At 72.2% G+C, this 21018-nt stretch carries 17 protein-coding genes; 3 read left to right on the forward strand and 14 right to left on the reverse strand.

The features are described 5' to 3' along the window. Nucleotides 1–40 precede the first annotated feature (40 nt). Complete coding sequence (locus tag K7C98_RS01275; protein ID WP_224189635.1) at nucleotides 41–1654, reverse strand: ATP-binding protein; 1614 nt, start codon at nucleotides 1652–1654, stop codon at nucleotides 41–43. After that, a complete protein-coding gene (locus K7C98_RS01280; protein WP_224189636.1) occupies nucleotides 1651–4215 on the reverse strand; it encodes an adenylate/guanylate cyclase domain-containing protein in 2565 nt (854 codons plus the stop codon). Before K7C98_RS01280 ends, K7C98_RS01275 begins: the two co-directional genes overlap by 4 nt. A 332-nt stretch (nucleotides 4216–4547) precedes the next feature. Between K7C98_RS01280 and K7C98_RS01285 the strand changes: the two genes are divergently transcribed. Beyond that, a complete protein-coding gene (locus K7C98_RS01285) occupies nucleotides 4548–5381 on the forward strand; it encodes a hypothetical protein (protein WP_224189637.1) in 834 nt (277 codons plus the stop codon). A 69-nt stretch (nucleotides 5382–5450) separates the two neighbouring features. On the opposite strand, the gene K7C98_RS01290 is transcribed toward K7C98_RS01285, so the two are convergent. The 4 genes from K7C98_RS01290 to K7C98_RS01305 all read right to left on the reverse strand — a co-directional run bounded on the left by K7C98_RS01290 (nucleotide 5451) and on the right by K7C98_RS01305 (nucleotide 9914). Beyond that, the gene (locus K7C98_RS01290) at nucleotides 5451–6647 is read right to left on the reverse strand and encodes a peptide-N-glycosidase F-related protein (RefSeq protein ID WP_224189638.1); all 1197 of its coding nucleotides are present in this window, start codon (nucleotides 6645–6647) and stop codon (nucleotides 5451–5453) included. A 221-nt stretch (nucleotides 6648–6868) separates the two neighbouring features. Further along, nucleotides 6869–7660 (reverse strand): hypothetical protein, encoded by a 792-nt coding sequence (locus K7C98_RS01295; RefSeq protein ID WP_224189639.1) that lies wholly within the window; start codon nucleotides 7658–7660, stop codon nucleotides 6869–6871. A gap of 114 nt (nucleotides 7661–7774) precedes the next feature. Then, nucleotides 7775–8071 (reverse strand): hypothetical protein, encoded by a 297-nt coding sequence (locus K7C98_RS01300; protein WP_224189640.1) that lies wholly within the window; start codon nucleotides 8069–8071, stop codon nucleotides 7775–7777. A 259-nt stretch (nucleotides 8072–8330) separates the two neighbouring features. Continuing rightward, nucleotides 8331–9914, reverse strand: a complete 1584-nt coding sequence (locus K7C98_RS01305) for a GMC oxidoreductase (RefSeq protein ID WP_224190592.1) — start codon at nucleotides 9912–9914, stop codon at nucleotides 8331–8333. A 522-nt stretch (nucleotides 9915–10436) separates the two neighbouring features. On the opposite strand from K7C98_RS01305, the gene K7C98_RS01310 reads away from it, so the two are divergent. Beyond that, on the forward strand, nucleotides 10437–10826 hold the full coding sequence (locus K7C98_RS01310; RefSeq protein ID WP_224189641.1) for a TraR/DksA family transcriptional regulator: 390 nt from the start codon (nucleotides 10437–10439) through the stop codon (nucleotides 10824–10826). Between the two features lie 61 nt (nucleotides 10827–10887). Here the strand turns inward: K7C98_RS01310 and K7C98_RS01315 are convergent, their stop codons facing one another. Next, complete coding sequence (locus K7C98_RS01315) at nucleotides 10888–11499, reverse strand: RNA polymerase sigma factor (RefSeq protein WP_224189642.1); 612 nt, start codon at nucleotides 11497–11499, stop codon at nucleotides 10888–10890. Then, nucleotides 11496–13304, reverse strand: a complete 1809-nt coding sequence (locus tag K7C98_RS01320) for a serine/threonine-protein kinase (protein WP_224189643.1) — start codon at nucleotides 13302–13304, stop codon at nucleotides 11496–11498. Before K7C98_RS01320 ends, K7C98_RS01315 begins: the two co-directional genes overlap by 4 nt. A gap of 189 nt (nucleotides 13305–13493) precedes the next feature. Between K7C98_RS01320 and K7C98_RS01325 the strand changes: the two genes are divergently transcribed. Continuing rightward, complete coding sequence (locus K7C98_RS01325) at nucleotides 13494–14294, forward strand: hypothetical protein (RefSeq protein ID WP_224189644.1); 801 nt, start codon at nucleotides 13494–13496, stop codon at nucleotides 14292–14294. A 52-nt stretch (nucleotides 14295–14346) separates the two neighbouring features. Here the strand turns inward: K7C98_RS01325 and K7C98_RS01330 are convergent, their stop codons facing one another. From K7C98_RS01330 to K7C98_RS01355, 6 genes are all read right to left on the reverse strand, one after another. Then, the gene (locus K7C98_RS01330) at nucleotides 14347–15300 is read right to left on the reverse strand and encodes a hypothetical protein (protein WP_224189645.1); all 954 of its coding nucleotides are present in this window, start codon (nucleotides 15298–15300) and stop codon (nucleotides 14347–14349) included. Nucleotides 15301–15472: 172 nt separating this feature from the next. Beyond that, entirely contained in the window at nucleotides 15473–17287 is a 1815-nt protein-coding gene (locus K7C98_RS01335; protein WP_224189646.1) for an ABC transporter ATP-binding protein, read from the reverse strand. Between the two features lie 38 nt (nucleotides 17288–17325). Further along, the gene (locus tag K7C98_RS01340; protein ID WP_224189647.1) at nucleotides 17326–17766 is read right to left on the reverse strand and encodes a hypothetical protein; all 441 of its coding nucleotides are present in this window, start codon (nucleotides 17764–17766) and stop codon (nucleotides 17326–17328) included. Between the two features lie 57 nt (nucleotides 17767–17823). Next, nucleotides 17824–18852 (reverse strand): NAD-dependent epimerase/dehydratase family protein, encoded by a 1029-nt coding sequence (locus tag K7C98_RS01345; RefSeq protein WP_224189648.1) that lies wholly within the window; start codon nucleotides 18850–18852, stop codon nucleotides 17824–17826. Nucleotides 18853–18925: 73 nt separating this feature from the next. Beyond that, nucleotides 18926–19873, reverse strand: a complete 948-nt coding sequence (locus tag K7C98_RS01350) for a hypothetical protein (protein ID WP_224189649.1) — start codon at nucleotides 19871–19873, stop codon at nucleotides 18926–18928. A 114-nt stretch (nucleotides 19874–19987) separates the two neighbouring features. Beyond that, a complete protein-coding gene (locus K7C98_RS01355) occupies nucleotides 19988–20917 on the reverse strand; it encodes a hypothetical protein (RefSeq protein WP_224189650.1) in 930 nt (309 codons plus the stop codon). Nucleotides 20918–21018: the final 101 nt, after the last annotated feature.

A 21018-nucleotide genomic window follows, 5' to 3' on the forward strand; every position in this document is an offset into this window, starting at 1 on the left:
CGGTGCGGGCCGTCACACGCGGGTGCGCACGACGTCTCGACTACGATGATATGAGGCGGGTCCGCTCGACCGAAAGCGCGGTCTTCACTCTGGCGAATTCGCGAGCGACCGCGGCCAACTCGTCGCTCGCGCCCTGCCCCGCGCAGGCGGCGGCATAGAGCGACTGACACCGTTCTGCCAGCAATCGCGCGCCGAACCCGGCCGAGCTGCCCTTCAGGCGGTGGGCCAATTGGGCCACCCGGGCGATGTCCCGGCGCTCGGCGGCCTCGTGCATGGCGTCGAGGTCGCGCGCGGCCTCGCGGAGGTACACGTCGATGAGGCCCGGCACGAACGCGGGGTCTTCGGCCGTGACGTAGCCGCGGATCACCGCCAGGTCGATGGCCTGCGAGCGCTCGGCGGCGACGCGCGCGATGGTGGCGCGCAGCGTCTCGAGCTTGACCGGCTTGATCAGGATCGCATCGATGCCGGCGCCCTTGCAGCGGCCGAGCACGTCGACCTCGGTGTGACCGGTGAGCGCGATCAGGGCGACGTCGCCGCGCACGTCGCGGATCTGCCGCGCAGCCCCGGGGCCGTCGAGCTCGGGCAGCTGGACGTCGAGGATGACGGCCACGTACGGCCGCGCGAGCGCGCCGGCGACCGCGGCCGCGCCGTCGGCCACGCCGTCGACCGCGTAGCCGCCGCGGCGCAAGGCGGTCACCAGCAGCTCGCGACCCGCGCTGTCGTCGTCGGCGACCAGCACGCGCGGGCGCGTGTCGGCGGCGGCCTCGGCCTCGGCCGCGGGGGCGGCGGCGAGCGGCATGCTCAGCTCGAAGCGGAAGGTCGTGCCGACGCCGGGCTCGCTGTCGACGTCGAGGCGACCGCCGAGCGCCTCGACGAGCTGCTTGCAGATCGACAGGCCGAGTCCGGTGCCCTCGAGCGAGAGGTCGCCGACGCGGGCGAACTCGACGAACAACTTGTCGAGCGCGTCGGGAGCGATGCCGACGCCGGTGTCGCCGACGGCGACGGCGAGCCGCGCCACGCCGCCCTCGACGCGGGCGCTCGCGCGCAGCTCGACGTGGCCCTGGCGGGTGAACTTGATCGAGTTGCCGATCAGGTTGATGACGATCTGGCGCAGGCGCAGGCGATCGCCGCGCAGCCGCGGCGGCAGGTCGGGCGCCAGCGCGGCCCGCAGCTCGAGGCCCCGCTTGCGCGCGCTCGGGCCGAGCAGGTCGACCAGCTGCTCGAGCGTGGCCCGCGGCGAGAATTCGTCGGCGCGCGGCGAGGGCCGCTTGCCGTCGATCTGCGCCGTCTCGACCAGGCCGTCGATGAGGAGCAGCAGGTCCTCCGACGAGCCGCGCAGGGTGTTCAGGTGCTGCTGGCGCTGCTCGAGCGGCAGGCTGTGATCGTCGAGCAGCGCCAGCAGGCTCATGATCGCCTGCATCGGCGTGCGCAGCTCGTGGCTGACGTGGGCGACCATGCGCGCCCGCAGCTCGGCGGTCTCGTGGGCGGCCTCGCCGCGCTCGCGCAGCGAGTTGTTGTCGGCCACCAGCCGGGCCACCTCGGCGCGGGCGGCCGCGTCGCGCCGGCGACCGCCGGTGATCACGAGGACCAGCGCGGTCGCGAGCGCGAGGACGAGGACGACGGCGACGAGCAGGGCGACGGCGGTGGCGCTCAATTCGCGCCCCCGACGACGACGAAGATCTCGGCCTCGCCCTTGCCCTTGATCTCGCTGCGGCCGAGGCTCTCGGTCGTGTAGTCGGGCTCGACCTGGCGCCGCGCCGCCGCGCTGATGCACACCTGACCGACGCGGGCGTTTTGTTCGATGCGCTGGGCGGTGTTGACGGTGTCGCCCCAGATGTCGAACAAGTACTGCCGCGTGCCGACCACGCCGCCGACGACCGGGCCGACGTGGATGCCGATCCGCAGGTTCCAGTGGGGCGACAGGTCGGCGCTGGCGGCCAGGATGGCGCGGCCGAATTGCACGCAGCGCAGCGCGGGGCGCTCGTCGACGGTCGTGAACAGGCCGGCGGCGCCCATGAAGGAGTCGCCGATCGTCTTGATCTTCTGCACCCCGAACTCGAGCGCGAGCTGCTCGAAGCGGGTGAACAGGTCCTGCAGGCTGACGAGCACCTCCTCGGGGCTGTGGCGGTCGCAGTAGGCGGTGAAGCCGACGATGTCGGCGAACACCACGGCGACGTTGTCGAGCCGGCGCGGGGCGATGACGCCGGTCGACTGCAGCTCGTCGGCGATCGGGTCGGGCAGCAGCACGCGCAGCAGGTCGTTGGCCCGCCGGCCCTCGGCGGCCAGCTGGACCAGGTGGTGGCGGGCCTTGTCGCGCAGGAACTTCTTCTCCAGGCAGGCGCCGAGGCGCGCGCGCAAGATCGCCGGGCTCACCGGCTTGGGCAGGAAGTCCTCGGCGCCGCGCTCGATGCAGGCCGCCACGCTCGAGGTCTCCTCGACCGCGCTGATCATCAGGACGCTGAGCCGCTCGAGCGCGCCCTTCTCACGCAGCTCCTCGAGCACGGCGATGCCGTCGCTGTCGGGCAGGAGGACGTCGAGGAGGATGACGTCGAACTCCTGCTGCGCCACCAGGTCGAGCGCCTCGCTGGCGGTGCCGGCGACCTCGACCTTGTTGCCGGCCTGCTTGAGCTGGTGGGCCAGCAGCTCGCGGCTGGTCGGGCTGTCGTCGACGACGAGGACCGAGCCGGTGCGCCGCTCGGGCTCGACCTCGGCGTCGGCGTCGGCGTCGGGGATGGCGAGCCGGGCCAGCCGCGCCGACGCCTCGAACGAGTTGTGCCAGCCGCCGCTGAGCGAGGCGGCGGCCTGGGTCTCGCCGAGCGCGTTGACGATCGTCGATTGCTGCGAGCCGGGGGCGACGCCGCCCTGCACGGTGAAGAACACGGTGGCGGTGTTGCCGGTGGTGTTGCCGGCCGACATGCGCCCGCCGAGCGACAGCACCAACAGGCGGCAGATCGCCAGGTCGAGCCGGCCGCCCTGGCTGCGCGCGCCGCTGGTCAAGGGGTCGAATTCGAGGTCGGCGGTGGTGTCGGTCAGCGGATAGCCGGTGTCGCGGACCGAGAACAGCAATTGGTGTGATGATTTGTCCCCGGGGACAGGTTCGACGGCGATCCGGATCTCGCCGCCGGGGGCGCGGGCGATCGCGTTCTGTCCGAGCAATCCGAGGATCTGCCGGATCTGCGCCTCGCGGCCGTAGAAGGTCGTGGGCACGCCCTTCTCGACGTAATGGCGGACGACCACGCCGGCGCGGGCGGCCGGGGTCGACAGGGCCTCGGCGGCCTCGCGCAGCAGGGTCGCGGGGTGGAACACCCTGGCGCCCTCGGCGCTGCCGCCGAGGCGGCCGATGTCGAGGAGGCTCTGGGCGACGCGCTCGAGCTGTTCGCCGGCGACGCCGATCTTGCGGGCCATGGCGGCGACGTCGGCCTCGGGCGGGGCGTCGACGAGCGCGCGAGAGGCCCGCGACAGCTGGCCCAGCGGGTCGCGCAGCTCGGTCGCGACGAGCGCCATGAACTCGTTGCGGGCGCGCAAGATCTCCTCGGCGATCCGGACCGCGTCGTCGAGCTGGCGCCGGCGCAGCCGGTCCTCGCGGATGTCCGTCAATACACACACGAATCCGCGGTGTGCCGGGACGATCGCCACCGCCACCGGCACCGTCAGACCGTCGCGGCGGCGCAGCTCGTGCTCGTGGGTGTGCGGCATGTCGATGCTGCTCTTCACCGCCGAGGTGGCGAACGGGTTCTCGAGCCCGACCGCCTGCATGATCGACTTGCCGACCAATGCGCTGGCCGGCTGTCCGGTGATTTCACACAGCTTGCGATTGACGGTGCGGACGACGCCGCGGTCGTCGACCAGCAGGACGGCGTGGCTGAGCGCCTCGAGCATGTCGCCGACCTGGCGCTGCGTCATGCTCGACTTCACCAGCGCTTGCATGGTGCGGAAGCTGGCGCGCGCGGCCAGGTAGACGAAGATGCCACCGCCGAGGAAGAGGACGCCCGTCAGCGCCACCACCGCCTCGAGCCAGCCCATCAAGACGACGATCGCGGTGGCGACATAGGCGGCGATGAAGACGACGATCAGGTAAAGCAGGACCCGCCACTGCCCGGCGTGAGGGGTGACCTGACGCAGCTTCAACAACGCCAGCGTCCGCTTCGCCCCCATCGCCAGGATCGCTGAGCCCAGCGCGATCAAGGCCGCGGTCGCTGCGTGGAACGGCGTCATTATCCTACGCCGAGCTTTCCACGAAGCGGGCGCGCCGCTCAAGGGGCGAACGGCGCGTGGACAGGCGTCCGCGGCGCCCTGCGAGGCCGACCGTTGCTTCGCTCGTCACAGATCCGACGAGCGTCGCGGCGTGCGGGCCGAGCGACGTTCGTGGCGTCGCTGCAGCGCCATTGCCAGCGCGCTTTGGCCCGTGAACGTCGGACTGCGCACGTCGCTTGACGGTGCGCGTTGCCGCGCCGCGAAGGCCGCCCCATAGACCGGGCATGGCCAGGTTTCCGCAGCGCGTCCCGCGAGGGCGACCGCGCCCCGTGCGAGCGGTGGAGCGTGGACGCATGCGGGCGCAGGCGCGTGTGGCGGCGGCGGTGGAGACGGCGCTGATGCGGCGGTGGCTCGGCGCGGCCAGCTTCGCCGAGCGCGAGCGGAGCATCGCCAGCGTCGCCGCGGAGCAGGAGATCCCCGCCTACGCGGCGCAGCTCGAGGAGGAGTACCGCTACGACGGCGTGTGGGAGCTGCGCTGCCCCGGCTTTCTGCGCATCGGCCAGATCGCGGCGTTGCCCGACCGCTCGCTGCTGGCGTGGGTCGATCGCCTGAGCGGGCTGCGCCTGCCGAAGGCGCTGGCGGTGGTCGACGAGGCGCCCGAATTCTCGTCGGCGTGGCGCATCGCCGCCGAGGTGTGGACGACGCAGACGCTCGCCGAGCCCGACCAGGACCTGCTCGGCCTGCTCGCGGTCGAGGTGTGGAAGCGCCGCCGGCCCGACCGCCCGTGCCTCGAGGTGCTGCTCGACGAGGAGTTCGCGGCGCACGTCGCCTGCCTCGCCGACGCCGGCCGCCACCTCGGCCGCTACCTGGCGTTCGTCCGCCGGGTGTTCCCGCTGCTGCAGGGCGACAGCTTCGACGACGCGACGCTCGGTGGCGAGAGCGCCAGCCACCTGGTGCTGTGCGTGGCGCGCCTGGCCAAGCTGTCCCTGCGAGCAGCCTGCACCGAGCCGACGCAGGCGAGCGACGGCATGGCCGAGGCGCTGCGCTGGTACGACCGCCTGCCCGTCCGCCGCGGCGACCTCCGCGGCCCGTTCGCGCGGATCCTCGCCGAGGGCCTCGAGGCGCTCGGCCGCTGCGACGAGGCCGAGCGCCTGCGCCGGCGCGCCGAGCTGCGGCGCGCCAACTGACGAAAAGGACATGCTCTCGGAGACATGCGCAAGAGGGCATGTTCGATACGACATGCCCTCGCAGACAGCTCACGGGCCGTAGGCGTAGACCGCCGCGGACACGGTCCAGGAGCCGTTCTCGACCACGCCGTCGATGGCGAACTGGAACTCGTGGTCGGGGCCGTCCTGCAGCGCCGGGGTGATCGGGCCGCGCAGGGGGGCGACGACGTCGCCGGGGCACCAGTTGGCGCGGGCGGCCTGGACCGAGCCGATCGCGCCGCACGGGTTCTCGAGGCAGAACTTGCCGGGGCCGACGCCGAGGTCGTTGTCGGTGATCGTGCACAGGTCGCCGCAGTCGGTGCGCCAGGCGTCGAACTCGGTGATGACGGCGCCGTCGAAGCTGATGTGGTGGCGGCGCTTGCAGAACTCCTCGGCCGGGCCGATGCAGTCGCCGATGTTGTCGCTGGCGCCGCCGTGGCCGCTGACGGTGTAGACCAGCTCGGCCTTGGTCACGCCCTCGGGCAGGCTGAACGGCACCTCGGTGGTCGCGCCGTCGACCCCGACGTCGCCGCTGAACAGCGAGATCGCGGCCAGCACGTTGCGCGGGGCCGGGCCGGGCTCGACGTCGATGCGCACGCTGAGGTGCCAGCCGCCGGCCGAGCCGCTGACCTGGCCGGCGCCGTCGGGCCACGAGTTGATGTACGAGCGCAGCGTGTGCGCGCCCGGGTGCATGTTGGCGAAGTCGGTGATGTCGGCCTCGAGGTGGGCCGGGCCGCCGAACGGGGTGATCGAGCGCAGCAGCTCGAAGCCCGGCGGGTCGGCAGGGCCGGCGGCGGGGTCGCTGACGAAGCCCATGGTGCGGTCGAACGCGTCGCACGAGGCCGGCCAGTACTGGCCCTGCGGCGGCGGGTTGTCCTGCCATTTTTGCCAGGGGTAGCAGTCGCTCTCGAGGTCGACGACGAGGGTGACCCTGGCGAAGCTCGCCGGACCGAGGTCGTAGGCGACGTCCTGGTGCTGCGTGTTCCACCCGTCCATGCCGGAGATCCACGCCCTGTCCAGGACGGTGATGCTGAACGGCTCGCCGTAGCTCGGCTCGCCCGTGGTCGTCGAGGTCGGCGCGCCCGTGGTCGGGGCGGTGGTGCCCTCGGGGCCGGTGCCGGTGGTGGCCGGCCCGTCAGTTGTTTCGGCGGCGGTCGCCGCCGTGGTCTTGCCGCCGCTCGGGGAGCAGGCGGCGAGTATCATCAGACAGGTATGAAAGGACAGGTGCTTCGTGGCGACTCGGAGCATGCCTTCGCGAGTAGACCGGTGCCCGCACGCGGGTGCAAGCGTGAGGGGGACGGAGACCCCGATGACGCCCGTTCGCCCGCGCGTGAGCGAAACCCCGGAAGCCGGCTGCGCGGCGGCCATCGAGCCGGCGAGGCGACGAGCCGAGGATGAGATGTCCTCAGGGACATGTCACGCGATCCAGCCGTCGACGAACGGCTGGTCTTTCGCACCTGTGCGAAGGGTCAGCCGAACAGGGTGCGGCGGAGCAGGCGGACGACCGTGGGGGTGGTGAGCGCGAGGGCGACGACGGCGAGGCCGGTGGCCGGCAGGATGTAGACGTGGGCCGGCGTGATCGCCTCGGGCAACAGGGGCGTGCCGGCGGGCGCGAAGTTGGCGACGCCGAACAGCGCGAGGGTGGCCTCGGCCGGCAGCACCAGCGGGACGAGGTGCACGGCCGCGACCAGGCTGGTGGCCCACAGCAGCAGCAAGGCGACGGCCCGGCCGGCGCACAGCAGCACGAGGCTGACGGTGAGGGCGATCATCGAGCCGCGGGCCCAGCCGGCGTCGCCGGCGGCGTTCTCGGTGATGTGGTCGAGCAGGCCCGCCAGCGCGCCGGCGGCGTAGGCCGACCAGCGCAGGACACGGGTCTGCGCGGCGGTGAAGCCGGCCCACAGGTTGGGCAGCCAGCGCACGCGCGAGGGCGCCCGCTCGAACCGGTCGACGAGGTCGGACGAGGCGAGCACGACGAAGGCGAGCAGCGGGAACAGGGCCAGCGTCTCCCAGTCGACCTCGCCGAGGCGCAGGTTGGGCCACTGCTGGACGACGGCGCCGAGACAGGTGGCCACCGCGGCGGCCCGCGCGGCGTAGAAGCGCAGGGCGAACAGCAGGGTGGCGCCGATGTAGACCGCCATGTTGGGCCAGTCGATCGGCAGCGGGCGCACGGCCTCGAAGGTGATGATGGCGAGACCACCGGCGATGCACACGAGCTCGCGCGCGGTCCGGCCGAGGAAGACTTCGCGGTCGAGGATTTTCATGCGGGGAGCCGATCGAGCAGCAGCATCGACTAGACACCAAAGCAGAGCCCCTGGCAAGCGAGCGGTTTCGTCAGCGCGGCACGGTCCGAGGTGATGTTCGAGCCGCGATTTGCGTCAGGGCGCCTCGCACGCCGGGGGCGGGGCGTCGCACCACTTCGATTCGTAGATGTGGCACTCCCCCTGTCCTTCCGGACACATCGGGAGTACGTGGACGCAGACCACGCCGCGATGATAAATCCGGGGCCCGCCGATGGGCTCGCCGCCGTGCATCGGCTGCACGAGCAGGCGGTTGCAATTCTCGCCAGGAGTGACGTGCCAGCGATCTTCGTACTGGTCACCGCGGTCGACGGTGACCTCGTCCTCGCCGGCCTCCTCCCACGCAAACTCCTCGTCTTCCAGCTCGACGGGCATGCGAACGCTGAAACAGCCAATCCCGCCGTCGAGGAGCGTCCCGTCCTCCAGAACTCCAGATGGCGCACGCTGCAATCGTCCAGGACGGCTCCAGCACCTCGACTCGACCAGGTCCCGAGCAACCATGTCTTCTTCTCCGGCGTCGCCGTGTCATTCCCGCACGCCGCGACGCCCCACAGCAGCAAGGGGAGGAGGAGTCGCCGTGCCGCTCGCATGTCGCTGCCACGCTCGCCCCGATCGGAGCGCGGGGCAACTGATTTCACGCGGAGGCGGAGACCTCGACGTTGGCGGGGATCCGGCTCATGGCCCGCTCGGCGAGGGCGGTGATCGTGAGCGAGGGATTGACGCCGGGGTTGGCCGAGACGGCCGAGCCGTCGATGACGTAGAGGCCATCGTAGCCGAAGGCGCGGTGCTGGTGGTCGATGACGCCGGTCTCGGCGGAGTCGCCCATGCAACAACCACCGAGGATGTGGGCGGTGGTCGGGATGTTGAACAGGGTCTCGGTGACGAGCGACATCGAGTAACCCTTGATCTTGTCGGCGACGCGGCGGGCGATGTCGGTGGCCTCGGGGATCGAGGCGGTCGGCGCCTTGCCGGAGGAGAGGTCGGTGGTGAGCCCGGTGGCCCCCAGCCGCAAGCGCAGGGTGCCCTCGGCGGTCTTCATGTAGAGGAGGATGATCGAGAACTTGGCGAGGTCGGGCACCAGCAGCGCGCGCGCGAGCTTGATCGGGTGGCGCAGGAAGGCGCCGGCGAACCGCGACAGGCGCACGAGGGCCTTCTCGCCGGGGACGTGCGGGGCGAGCAGCAGGCGCCAGAACCCGCTGCCGGCGGAGTAGCGCACCGGCTCGACGTGCGAGTGCTCGTCGAGCTGGATGATCGAGCCGATCGCCACGCCGCGCGAGAGGTCGTGCTCGCGCTGGCCGCCGACGACGCCGATCAAGGACTCGGAGTTGGTCCGCACGCTCTCGCCGAGCCGGTCGGACAGCTTCGGCAGACCCTCGGGGTCCTGCTTCATGCGCAGGAGCAGCTCGACGGTGCCGAGCACGCCGCCGGCGAGGACGACGTTGCGCGCGGTGAAGCTGCGCGCCTGCTTGCCGAGCAGGCCGGCGCCGCTGCGCGCCTCGACGCGATACCCACCGCCCGGCAAGGCCCGCACGGCGGTGACCTCGGTGTCGGCCAGCAGCTCCAGGCCCCGCTTCCTCGCGAAGTAGAGGTAGTTCTTGTCGAGGCTGTTCTTGCTGCCGTAGCGACAGCCGAGCATGCAGCCGCCGCAGTAGATGCAGCCGGTGCGCTCGGGGCCGCTGCCGCCGAAGTACGGGTCGGGCACGGTCTTGCCCGGCTCGCCGAAGTAGACCGCGACCTGGGTCGGCTCGACGCTCTTTCCCATGTCGGCGGCGACGCCTCGCATGACCCGGTCGACCGGGGTGACGGCGGGGTTGGCGGTGGCGCCGAGCATCCGGAGTGCGGTGTCGTAGTGCGGCTTGAGCTCGCCTGACCAATCGGCCAGGTTCGACCATGACGGCGAGTCGAAGAAGCTGCGCTTCGGGACAGGGAGGGTGTTGGCGTAGACCAGCGAGCCGCCGCCGACGCCGACGCCCGAGAGCACGGTGACGTGGCGGAAGAAGGTCATCTGGAACAGGCCGCGCCAGCCGAGCTTCGGCATCCACAGCCAGCGCTTGAGGTTCCAGTTGGTCTTCGGGAACTCGGCCGGCCCGAGCTCGCCGCCCTTCTCGAGCATGAGGACGCGGTAGCCCTTCTCGGTGAGGCGGAGCCCGGAGACGCTGCCGCCGAAGCCTGAGCCGACGACGATGAAGTCGTAGTCGAAGTCGCGCGCGGTGTTCACGACGACGGGTGTATCACGCCGACCTGGCGCTGGCGATCGGCGGGAGGGCGGCGGCGCGGGTGTCGTCGTCGGGCCGACGTCGATGAGCACCGAGGGCGGCAGCGGCAGCAGCTCGAGGTTGCCGTCGCCGCCGTGGATCGCGTACCCGCGATCGGGATGGTCGCCGGCGCGGGTGAGGGTGACGCAGCGCTCGCCGAAGTTGCGGCCGAGCCGGCGATCGCGCAGTGACCGGCGTCGGGAGCGGCGGCCGCGGCGGCCCGCAGCGGCTGCACGGTGAATCGCCACACCTCGTCGGGGATCGCGTCCCAGGCGGCCCGCGTGGCGATCTCCTCCGGTGATGCGGCGCCGAACCACCGGTTCTGTGACTCTCGGTGCTGCGGAACGTCGTAGGCCGCTGTCGGCCGAGAGCCGGCGCCGCGAGGATCACAGTTCGCCCGGCCGCGGACGAGGTCGCCCGTGACCTCGGCGAGGAGAGCGGCCAGCGCTGCGTCCACGACCGAACGGTACTACGCTCTCGCCGCGATGGACCACCTCACCAAAGACCAGCTCGCCCGCCTGAAGCAGCGCCTCGAAGACGAGCGCTCGACCCTGCTCCACCGCGAGCTCGGGCACCGCGCCGATACGACCGCACCGCCCACGCCCGACGTCGGCGACCAACAGGACCTCGCCGCGGCCGAGGCGGCCCAGGTGGCGCAGCTCAGCATCGCCGACCACGACCGCTCGCGCCTGCGCGAGGTCGAGGACGCGCTCGCCCGCATGCAAGCGGGGACCTACGGGATCTGCGAGGACACGGAGGAGGAGATTCCGTTCGAGCGCCTGTGGGCCCAGCCGACCGCGAGGTTGACGGTCGAGGCGCAGGAGATCCGCGAACGCGAGGCGCGCGAACGGGCCGAGCTGCGCGAGGCGTATTGATTGGACCGAGGAGTGTCGACCGCGGGTGAGTGCGTGACTGTCCGAAAGGACATGCTCGCACTCACAGCTCGGCGCGCAGCGAGCGGGCCCACCGGGCCAGGTCGCCGAGGGTGCTGTCGAGCAGCGCCGGCGCGGCGCCGAGCCGCCGCAGCTGCACGGCGAGCAGCTCCTTGGCGCGGCGCAGGCGGGTGCGCACGGTGCCCTCGGGCTCGCCGAGGACGGCCCCGATCGCGCCGGCGGTCATGTCCTCCCAGAACGACAGCTCGAGCACGACCTGGAACTGCAGCGGCAGCCGCCGCAGCCCGGCGAGCAGGAGCCGCTGCTCGGCCCGCCGCGCGAGGGCGGTGCTCGGCCCGGGGCCGAGGTCGTGGACGCTGACCTCCTCGACGTCGATCGGCCGTCGCGCCCGCTCGGCGTACAGCTTCTGCAGCTTGTGGTAGGCGATCCCGAGCAGGTAGCCGCGCAAGCTGCCCTCGCCGCGGAAGCGCGCGGGCGCCTCGAGGCAGGCGACGAAGGTCGACTGGACCAGGTCGTCGACGTCGTCCTCGGACCACAGCTTGGCGCGGACGAACCGCGCGACCGCGCGGAAGTGGCGGTCGAACAGCGCGGCGCCGGCCCGGCGATCGCCGGCCTGCCAGGCGGCCAGGAGCTCGCCGTCGCTGCCGCCGCTCACGGGGCCGCCTCCGCGCACGCCGTGGCATAGCCCAGGGAACATGCCCGATCGCGCATGACCCCGGGGCCAGATGGGTCGAGCGTGGCCGCCTCGGCGCACAGCCAGGCGTAGCCGCGCGCGCAGCCGGCCTCGGCGAGGGCCCGTCGCCGGGCCTTCGACTCCGGGGTGCCGGCGATCCCGGCCTCGAGGTCCATGTACTCGCCGACGATCAGCGCGTGCTTGCAGCAGTCGGCCTCGCCGGCGAGGCAGGCCCGGCTCTGCGCCTCGGTGCCGGCGACGCCGCAGGCCGCGATCGGCTCGCAGCCGTTCGGGCCGTCGTTCCGCGTGCCGTCGGGGCACGGGGCGGCGGTGACGAGCGGGGCGCAGAACTGGCGCTCGAGGCAGGCGAGCGTGTGCGCCTGACGCTGGTCGAGGGGGCTCGTCCGCGTCGCCGACGCCACCGTGCACGCGGTGGTCTCACCGGCGCGCAGCAGCAGCGCGATGGTCTCGAGCTTGGCGTCGAGGTACGGCGCGCTGTCGGTCGGGTGCGACTTCATCCGCTCGCGCACGGCCGCGGTCGCGGCCACCAGCGCGTCCCGGTCGCCGGTGAACGGCAGCTGCGGGATGCACACCGCCGGCACCGCGGCCCACAGCCGCTCGACCAGAGTCGATCCTGTCTCTGAAGTCATGTCTGTAAAAACATGTCCATTCGAGCTGGTGAGTCCGGCGCTGGCGAGCGTCCCCGTGACGGCGGCGGCGGTCAGCGCCGCCGCGACCGCCCAGCGGGCGACACGCGGGCGCAGGAGCCGTTCGAGCGCGGCCGCAAGGGCGGCCGTGTCGGGGAAGCGGCGCGCCGGCTCGCGCTGCAGGCCGCGCGCGAGCAGGGCGGACAACGGGGCGGGCAGCCAGCGCGGGGCGGGGCGCGCGGCGCCGGCGAGGACGGAGGTTCGCAGGCCGGCGACGCTGTCGCCGGCGAACGGTCGCGCGCCGCAGACCGCCTCGTACAGCGCGACGCACAGCGCGAACTGGTCGGCGCGCGCGTCGACGGGCTCGCCCGCGAATTGCTCGGGTGCCATGTAGGCCGGCGTGCCGGCGAGCTCGCCGGCGCGGGTGCGCAGCGGCGAGGCGATGTCCGCGGTGATCGCGAGCTCGGCGGTCGCGGCGTCGAGCGTGCTGGCGATCCCGAAGTCGGCCACGCGGACCCGGCCGTCGCGACCGACGAGCACGTTGTCCGGCTTGAAGTCGCGGTGGATCAGACCGGCGGCGTGGACGGCCTGCAGCCCGCGCGCGGCCTCGATGAAGCGCTCGAGGACCGGGCGAAGGTCGGGGCCGCCGCGGTCGACCGCGGCGAGGCCCGGCAGCGCGCGGCGCCACGCCGGGGGCGGACGCACGGGGTGGCGAGCGAGCCATGCGCCGAGCGTCTCGCCGTCGACGTACTCCATGGCGACGAAGAGCTGGCCGTCGTGCTCGCCGATCTCGTGGACCGAGACGACGTTCGGGTGAGCGAGCCGCGCCAGCGCCCGCGCCTCGCGGCGGATCTGCTCGGCCGCGCCGCGCAGCTCGGCGTGCATCACCTTGATCGCCACCGGACGCTCGAGCGCGGGGTCGTAGGCCTGATAGACCACCCCCATCCCGCCGGCGCCCAGCCGCCGATCGAGCTGGTACGCGCCGATCCGCGGCGGGGGTGCGTCGTCGAGGTCGCCGAACAGCCTGGCCTTGACCCGCCGCTGCAGCAGCCGATCGGCGAGTTCGGTGTCCGGGTGGTGCATGTCCGGGTGACGCCCGCGCCGCGGCAGGGTGGCGACGAGGGAAGGGGGAGAGAGCATGACGATACTCCGCTGCGGGCTCGCGGGGCCCGTGCTCCTTGCGTCCCGCGGCGCCGCGAAACAATTGGATCAATTTCGCGCATCTCATTCTTTTTCTTTTTAAAAAACATCCAATTGTTCCGCCCCCGTCGCGGGACGAGGGAGGTGCGAGCCGGCCGGGCGCGACCCGGCGGCCGACTGGAGGAGTTCATGACGCACCCGTTCGCCCACGTTTTGACGATGCTGTCGCCGCGCCAGCCCCCGCGCGGCCCCGGGACCTCGGACCTCGCGTCGCGGTGGTCGAGGACCCGGCGATGGACGGCGGCGCTCGCCGTCGCGGTTGCGACAGTCTCGACGACCACGGAGGCCGCGCCTGTCGCCGCACAGGCGAATCCGGCGACGTGCGAGCCGCTGCCGCCCTTCGCGGGCGACAAGGCGGCGCTGATGGCAGCTGGCGAGGCGCTGGTCGCTCGCGCCAGGCAGCTCGCGCACGGCAGCGCCGAGCACACCGACGTCAAGATCGAGATCATGGCCCTGTTCGCCCGCGCCGGCGACCTCGAGATGTGCAAGCTGCTGCGCCAGACCCGCGAGACGAGCTCGCTGTCGGCGAAGCAGACCCACGCGATCGCCTGCGTGCAGCAGCAGTTCTGCCGGCCGATGCCGCTGGCGAAGGGCTGCCCGGCGGGGATGGCCAACCAGGGGCCGGAAGGGTGCGCGCCGATCCGGAGCTGCACGGCCGCCGCGCAGGCGACCGCGTGCAAGACGGGCGACACGAGCTGCTGCGCGCCGGCGCTGCTCGGGCTCGAGATCGCGGACGCGGAGGCGGGCATGCCCACCCCGCAATCGCTGGCGACCCGCCGGGCGCTGGCGAAGACCGCGTGCGACGCCGGCCACGCCGAGGTGTGCCTGGAGGCCGCCGCGCTCGGCGTGGGGACGCTCGAGTCACAGCGCAAGCGAGCATGTTCTTTGGGGCATGTCGAATCGTGCAGGCCGGCGAATTCGGCGCCTTGAGCGGGCCGAACGGCGGCGAGACGTCGCATGCCCCAAAGGACATGTAGCTATTTCAGAACACCCAGGTGTAGCCGCCGCTGACGCTCGCGCTCAGCTCGCCGCCGCCGCCGAGGAACACCACGAGTCCGACCGGCCACGGGTCGATCTTCCCGCTCACCAGGGCCAGCCAGCCGGCCTCGTCGGCGGGGAGGGCGAAGATCACCTGGACGCCGCCGCCGCCCTTCACCTCGACCTCGACGGTCACCGCGAAGTAGGGGCCCTTGAGGTCGGCGGGCCGTGGCGACCACACGCCGAGCTGCGCCGACGTCGACCCGCCGACCGAGACCGCGACCCCGCCGACCCCGTAGAAGCCGCCGATCACCGTCGCTTCGGGCATGCGCGCCGCGTAGCCGAAGCAGCCCTCGGCGCCGGCGCCGTAGGCCGCGCTGCCGGCCAGGCCGAGCGAGAGCGTGGCGAACTGGCCGGCCTTGTCGACGACGGCGCGGAGCTCCGGCCGGCGCACGAGCGAGCGCATCGCCTCCTGCGCCCCCGCCTCCATCTTCTTGCCGGCGGCGGCGACGACGACCCGCTCGAACTCGGCGGCGGCCTTCGGGTCGGCCAGCAGCGCGCGACCGCCTGCCACCATGGCGTCGATCAGCGCGCCCGAGCGGCCCACGAACGCCTCCGCGGCGGCGAGCAAGATCTCCGTCAGCCCATCCGTCAACCAGCGCTCGAGCGCCGCGACGGTCTCGTTCCACGCCGCCTCGCCGAGGCGGAGCGCGTCGTCATAGGCGTTGTCGGCGATCGCCGCCGCCTTCGCGCCGATCCGCTCGGCCTCGCGGGCTCCCTTCGCCGCCGCGTCTGCCGCCTGCTTCGCCGCGTCGGAGACGGCGTCGACGCCCTTCTCGGCGGCGTCGGAGACCGCGTCGGTGGCCTTCTTGGTCGCGTCCGAGACGCCCTTGGTGACCTTCTTCGTGCTCTTCTTGATGCTCTTGGTGGCCTTCTTGAATGACTTGCCGATACCCATTGCTATCTCCTCGCCCTGTGAGCGTCACGGGTGTATCGGTCGGATGTTGAGAAAGTGTGACGGCGCCGCAGGCACGAAATCGATCCATGACACTCGCTTCGGCGAGCGAGCGCGCATGCGGGTGATTCGCTGCCCGGCGATGGCCGTCGCCGCGGTGATTCGCCACCGAAGCTCAGCGGTAGCCCTGGGCCTGTAATGAAAACAGCCGCTCGTAGCGGCCGCCGCGCTGCATCAGCGACTCGTGGTCGCCGGCCTCGAGGATCCGCCCGCCGTGCAGGACGATGATGTGGTCGGCCGCGCGCACGGTCGAGAAGCGGTGAGAGATCAGGATGACCATGCGGTCGTGCGACAGGTTGCGCACGTGCTCGAACACCTGGGCCTCGGCCTCCGCGTCCATCGCGGCGGTCGGCTCGTCGAGGACCAGCACGTCGGCGCCGCTGCGCATGAAGGCGCGCGAGAGGGCGATCTTCTGCCACTGCCCGCCCGACAGCTCGCGGCCCTCCTTGAACAGGCGCCCGAGCTGGGTCTCGTACTGCTTCGGCATGTCTTTGATAAAGTCTTCGGACATGCCTTTTTGCGCCGATTCACGCCAGCGCTCGCGGTCTTCGAAGGCGGTGACGTCGCCGGCGCCGATGTTCTCGCCGACCTTGAGCTGGTAGCGGGCGAAGTCCTGGAAGATGACGCCGACGCGGCGGCGCAGGGCGGCGGCGTCCCACTCGCGGAGGTCGCGGCCGTCGAGGACGATCCGGCCGGCGGTCGGGTCGTAGAGGCGCGTGAGCAATTTGATGAGGGTGGTCTTGCCGCTGCCGTTCTCGCCGACGAGCGCGAGGCTCTGACCGGGGCGGAGGTGGAACGAGACGTCGTGCAGCGTCGGCGCGGCCGCGCCGGGGTAGGTGAAGCCGACGTGCTCGAAGCGGATGCCGTCGCTCGGGTCGGGGCCGGCGGTGGCGGTGCCCGAGGGCGCGGCGACGTCCTGCGCGAGGTACTCGTAGAGCGTCGAGAGGTAGAGGTTGTCCTCGTACATGCCGCCGATGGCGCCGAGGATCGCCGAGACGGCGCTCTGGCCCTGGCGGAACAGCAGCAGGTACATCGTCATCTCGCCGAGGGAGATCTGGCCGGCGACGGCGGCGATGGCGATCCACATGTACGCGCCATAAAACGCGCCGGTGGCGACGAGGCCGAGCGCGCCGCTCCACAGGCCGCGGCGGAGGGTGAGCTTGCGGTCCTCCGCGTAGAGGTCGTGGAAGATCTGCTGATAGCGGCGCAGGAACAGCGGGCCGAGGCCGTAGAGCTTGACCTCCTTGGCGTAATCGAGGGTGCTGATCGCCGTCTCGTAATAATATTGCATGCGCGTCTCGGGGGCGCGCCAGCGGAACAGGCGGAAGGCGTCGCCCGAGAACTTGGCCTCGGCGAGGAACGAGGGCAGGCCGGCGAGCGCGAGGATCAGCGCGGCCCACGGCGAGAAGCCGAACAGCAGGGCGGCGAAGCTGGTCAGCGAGATGCCGTTCTGGACGAGCGCGAAGGTGCGATTGACGAGGCTCAGCGGGCGGCTCGAGGCCTCGCGGCGGGCGCGGGTGAGCTTGTCGTAGAAGTCGGCGTCCTCGAAGTGGGTGAGGTCGAGGGTCAGCGCCTTGTCGAGGATCATGACGTTGACGCGCTGGCCGAGCTGGGTGCGCAGCAGCGACTGACAGACGGCGATCGCCCGCTGCGCGAAGGCGAGGAGGACGACGAGCAGGGCCTCGACGGCGACGAGCCGCAGCACCGGCGCGGGGTCGTGGCTGACCTGCGCGGCGTGGACGACGGCGTCGACGATCACCTGGCCGACGTAGGCCGCCGCGGCCGGGAGCAGACCGACGACGAGGGTGAGCGCGCCGAGGGCGACGGTCAGCGGCTTGCTGGTCGACCACACCAGCTCGACGGCGCGGCGGCCGTAGCGGAACACGCCGAGGAAGCGGCGCAGGCCAGGTTCGTCGGGCGGAGCGGCCACGCGTGGAGTGTGACGCAGAGGCGCGCGCGTCTGACGGGTCAGCGGAGGATCTCCGCGGTCTGCAGGCGCTCGGGCTCGACGGGCCGCGCGGGCACGAGCTCGGCGGCCTCGACCGGCAGGGGTGGCTCACGCTCGCCGGCCCCGGCGGGCACGGCCGGGGCGAGGGGGCGCGGCAGCGGCTCCGCCGTCTGCAGCGGCGCGGGGATCGCGAAGTCCGGGCGCGCGGGGATCGGCGGCAGGATGTCGGCGGTCTGCAGGCGCATGGCCTCGCGCCGGCGCTCGGCGTCGAGCCGGATCGTCTCGGCCTGCTCGACCGCGAGGTGCTCGCCGTCGTTGCGCCGGAACGAGAGCACCGCGAGCACGGTGCAGTAGGTGAGGGCGCCGAGGATGATGATGCCGAGGACGAGCCGCGTGAGCCGGACGGAGGCCCGCTTCGCGAGGTTGCGCGGCGGCGGCGCGGGCGGACCGTAGATCGACACGAGGCTGACGCTAGCGGAGGTCGAGGCGCACGCCCAGACGCGCGGCGCGAGCGGGCTTCAGACGGCGGCGGAGCCCTGGGCGCGGAAGTACTCGACGGTGCGGCGGATGCCCTCGAGCAGGGCGACCTGGGGCTGGTAGCCGAGGTCGGCGGTGGCGCGGGCGTAGCTGAAGTAGTGGTGGGTGCAGATGTAGCGGATCGAGAAGCGCGACAGGCCCTCCTCGGCGTGGAGGGTGCCGCCGCGGACGAGGGTGTCGAAGGTCTCGCGCGCGGACGCGGCGGCGTAGGCGACGGCGTAGGGGATCCGCAGGCGCGGCGGGGAGTAGCCGAGGCCGACGAGGACGCGGCGCACGAACTCCCAGAAGTTCATCGGCTCGCCGTTGGTGATGAAGTAGGCCTTGCCGGCCACGGGCGAGCCGGGCACGAGGCGCTCGTCGGCGGCCAGCAGCGAGTCGACGATGTTGGTGACGTAGGTGAAGTCGTTGAGGCGGTCGCCGGCGCCGACGGTGAACTTGAGCTTGCCGGTGCGCGCGCGCGTGAGGATCGCCGGCAGCAGGCGGGTGTCACCTGGCCCGAAGATCATGTGCGGACGGATCGCGCAGGTGAGCACGCCGCCCTGGCCGCTGGCGCTCAGGACCTCCTCCTCGGCGATCCGCTTGGTCTCGGCGTAGGGCGCGAGCCACTGGCGGGCGTAGGGCAGGGTCTCGTCGCCGCGCTCGATGTCGCGGCCCTCGTAGACGACGCTGGCCGAGCTGACGTAGACGAGCTTCGGGACCTGGCCCTTGCGACAGGCGGCGAGGACGTTGCGGGTGCCGTCGATGTTGACGGCGCGGACCTGCTCGACGCGGCTGTGCTTGGTGTGGACCAGCGAGGCGTTGTGGTACACGACGCCCTGGCCGGCGCAGGCGCGGGCGACCAGCTCGGGGTCGCAGATGTCGCCGGCGACGAACTGGACGTCGTCGCGCCAGCGGTCGACCTTGTGGTCGAGGACGGTGACCCGGTCGCCGCGGCGGACGAGGGCGTCGACGAGGAAGCGGCCGAGGAAGCCGCAGCCGCCGGTGACGAGAGAATTGCGAGGAGCGGTCATGCGCGGCGGCGATGGTAGCCGGACCCGCGCGGCGACGGCTGTGGCTACTCGCACAGGCGGCGCGGTGCGCGACTCACGGGCAGACCCGGAGCGACAGGGTGTTGCCGGTCCAGTCCTCGCTGCAGCGATCGACGGGGGGGTCGGACGCCGGCACGCCGCAGCACGGCAGGCGGCCCTTGTACAGCTCGCCCTTCTCGTCGTTGGGACAGGCGGAGCCCGAGGGCGTGCAACACGCGAGCTCCGCGGGGTCGTCGGCGGGCTCGAGGAACTCGTCGCACTTGTCCGCGCACGTGAACGCGCACGCGACGGTGAAGCCGCCGGCGTCGCAGCGGTCCTGGCAGTACTGACTGAGCGCCTTCGGGTCGGCCTGATCGCCGTCGCAGACCTCGGGGAGCGCCTTGATCTTGCTGTCGAAGTCGATGTGGAGCTGCTCGTCGGCGACGACGTCGAGGTTCTCGAGCCGCTCGTTGCCGCAGTAGCGGCAGTTGGAGCGATCCCACATGCACTTGACGCAGTCGGTGGAGACGCCCGAGCCGTAGGGGCGCCCGGCCGTCGGGCCCGGCAGCTCGCGGCAGTCGACAGGGGCGGCCTTGTCGGTCACGTCGTTCACCGGCCCGAGGTCGCACTCCTCCCCGAGGTCGACGTCGACCACGCCGTCGCCGCAGCCGCGCGCGCACTTCGACTGGTCGATCGTGCAGTCGCTGCGGCACTGCGCGACCCCGCCGAAGAGACATGACGGTTGGTTTGTGTCCTTCGGGTCACACGCCTCGCCGGGGTCGAGCACGCCGTTGCCGCAGCGGGTGCAGCTGTCGGGGACGAAGCGGCAGGTGGTCGGATCGCACGCGCCGGGCCCGGGGATCTCGCCGGCCGGGCAGTAGCCGGCGAGGCTCTCGGCCTGCGAGGGCTCGCACTCCTCGCCGGCGAGCTCGTCGACGTAGGCGTCGCCGCAGTCGCGCCGCGGGTCGAGGTCGACGATGCAGCCGACGACGGCGGCGAGCGTGACGACGAGCAGCGGGCGCATCGCCCGGCAAGTTAGCACATGCGGAGGTCTTCGGGGCGGGCGCGGCGACAAGGACACCCGGACGGCGCTTTGGGCCCCTCCGAGGCGCGGACCCGGCCTTGCGGCTCTGGCGCTTCAGCGACAGACGTGAAGGCCCCCGAGCGCCTTCTCGCAGGGCTCTCCGCCCTCTCCGGGATCGAAGCAGCAGGGCTTGCGGCCGTCGATCAGCTTGCCCGCCAGGTAGGGGCAGGCCTCGCCCCGCGCGGTACAGCAGTCGAGCTGCTCGAGCGGGACCGCCGCGGTGCTGAACGCCTGGCAGTCGTCGGCGCACTTGAACTTGCACTCGACGCGGTAGTTGCTGCCGCAGGCGTCCTGGCAGTGGGCCACCAGCGCCTCCTTGTCGGCCTGCTCGTGGTCGCACACCTCGGGCACCGGCATGATCGTCTGCTCGAAGTCGACGTACAGGTCGCCGACGAGGTCCTCGCCCTCGAGCTTGTCGTTCTGACAGTACGAGCAGGCCGAGCGGTCCCACTCGCACTTGCTGGTGCACTTGTTCGAGTTGCCCGAGCCGTAGCGGCGGGTGATGCCGGCCGGCGAGTCGAGCTCGGTGCAGGGGACCTGGAGCGCGATGTTGTCGAGGTCGGCGGCGTAGTCGCACTCCTCGTCGATGTCGACCACGCCGTTGCCGCAGGCCTCGCAGCCCGACACGTCGACGGTGCAGTTGTCGCGGCAGACCGCGACCCCTTCTCCGGGACATGTCGGTTGGTTCATGTCCTCAGGGTCACACTCCTCGCCGGCGTCGACGACGCCGTTGCCGCAGGCCGAGCAGCCGGCGGCGTCGAAGGTGCAAGTCTTGGGGCTGCACGCGGCCGGGCTGGCGACCTTCCCCAGCGCCGTGCACCTGTCGGCGTAGCTGTCGGGCGAGTCGGGCTCGCAGTCCTCGCCGGCCAGCGGGTCGATGTAGCCGTCGCCGCAGTCGGGGCGCGCGCCGAGGTCGATGAGGCAGCCCGCGGCGGCGCCGAGCGACGCAGCGAGGAGCGACATGAGCCAGGGGACAGGCCTCATCGTCAGGCACGATAGCACGCCACGCCGCGCTCGGCGCCGCCCGCCCCGATGGGGCCCGACTCACGTTCAGGGTGGTGCCGCCGATCCTCGCAAGTTGCAAA

This window comes from Nannocystis pusilla, from assembly GCF_020073745.1.
Taxonomy (GTDB): Bacteria; Myxococcota_A; Polyangia; order Nannocystales; family Nannocystaceae; genus Nannocystis; species Nannocystis radixulma.

Excerpts from the sequence above, each read along its gene's own strand:
- K7C98_RS01330 (WP_224189645.1), bottom strand. The coding sequence starts at position 15,300 with ATGGGTATCGGCAAGTCATTCAAGAAGGCCACCAAGAGCATCAAGAAG.
- K7C98_RS01285 (WP_224189637.1), top strand. The coding sequence starts at position 4,548 with ATGCGGGCGCAGGCGCGTGTGGCGGCGGCGGTGGAGACGGCGCTGATG.
- K7C98_RS01350 (WP_224189649.1), bottom strand. The coding sequence starts at position 19,873 with ATGCGCCCGCTGCTCGTCGTCACGCTCGCCGCCGTCGTCGGCTGCATC.
- K7C98_RS01320 (WP_224189643.1), bottom strand. The coding sequence starts at position 13,304 with ATGCTCTCTCCCCCTTCCCTCGTCGCCACCCTGCCGCGGCGCGGGCGT.
- K7C98_RS01310 (WP_224189641.1), top strand. The coding sequence starts at position 10,437 with ATGGACCACCTCACCAAAGACCAGCTCGCCCGCCTGAAGCAGCGCCTC.
- K7C98_RS01345 (WP_224189648.1), bottom strand. The coding sequence starts at position 18,852 with ATGACCGCTCCTCGCAATTCTCTCGTCACCGGCGGCTGCGGCTTCCTC.
- K7C98_RS01300 (WP_224189640.1), bottom strand. The coding sequence starts at position 8,071 with ATGCCCGTCGAGCTGGAAGACGAGGAGTTTGCGTGGGAGGAGGCCGGC.
- K7C98_RS01280 (WP_224189636.1), bottom strand. The coding sequence starts at position 4,215 with ATGACGCCGTTCCACGCAGCGACCGCGGCCTTGATCGCGCTGGGCTCA.
- K7C98_RS01290 (WP_224189638.1), bottom strand. The coding sequence starts at position 6,647 with ATGCTCCGAGTCGCCACGAAGCACCTGTCCTTTCATACCTGTCTGATG.
- K7C98_RS01295 (WP_224189639.1), bottom strand. The coding sequence starts at position 7,660 with ATGAAAATCCTCGACCGCGAAGTCTTCCTCGGCCGGACCGCGCGCGAG.
- K7C98_RS01325 (WP_224189644.1), top strand. The coding sequence starts at position 13,494 with ATGACGCACCCGTTCGCCCACGTTTTGACGATGCTGTCGCCGCGCCAG.
- K7C98_RS01355 (WP_224189650.1), bottom strand. The coding sequence starts at position 20,917 with ATGAGGCCTGTCCCCTGGCTCATGTCGCTCCTCGCTGCGTCGCTCGGC.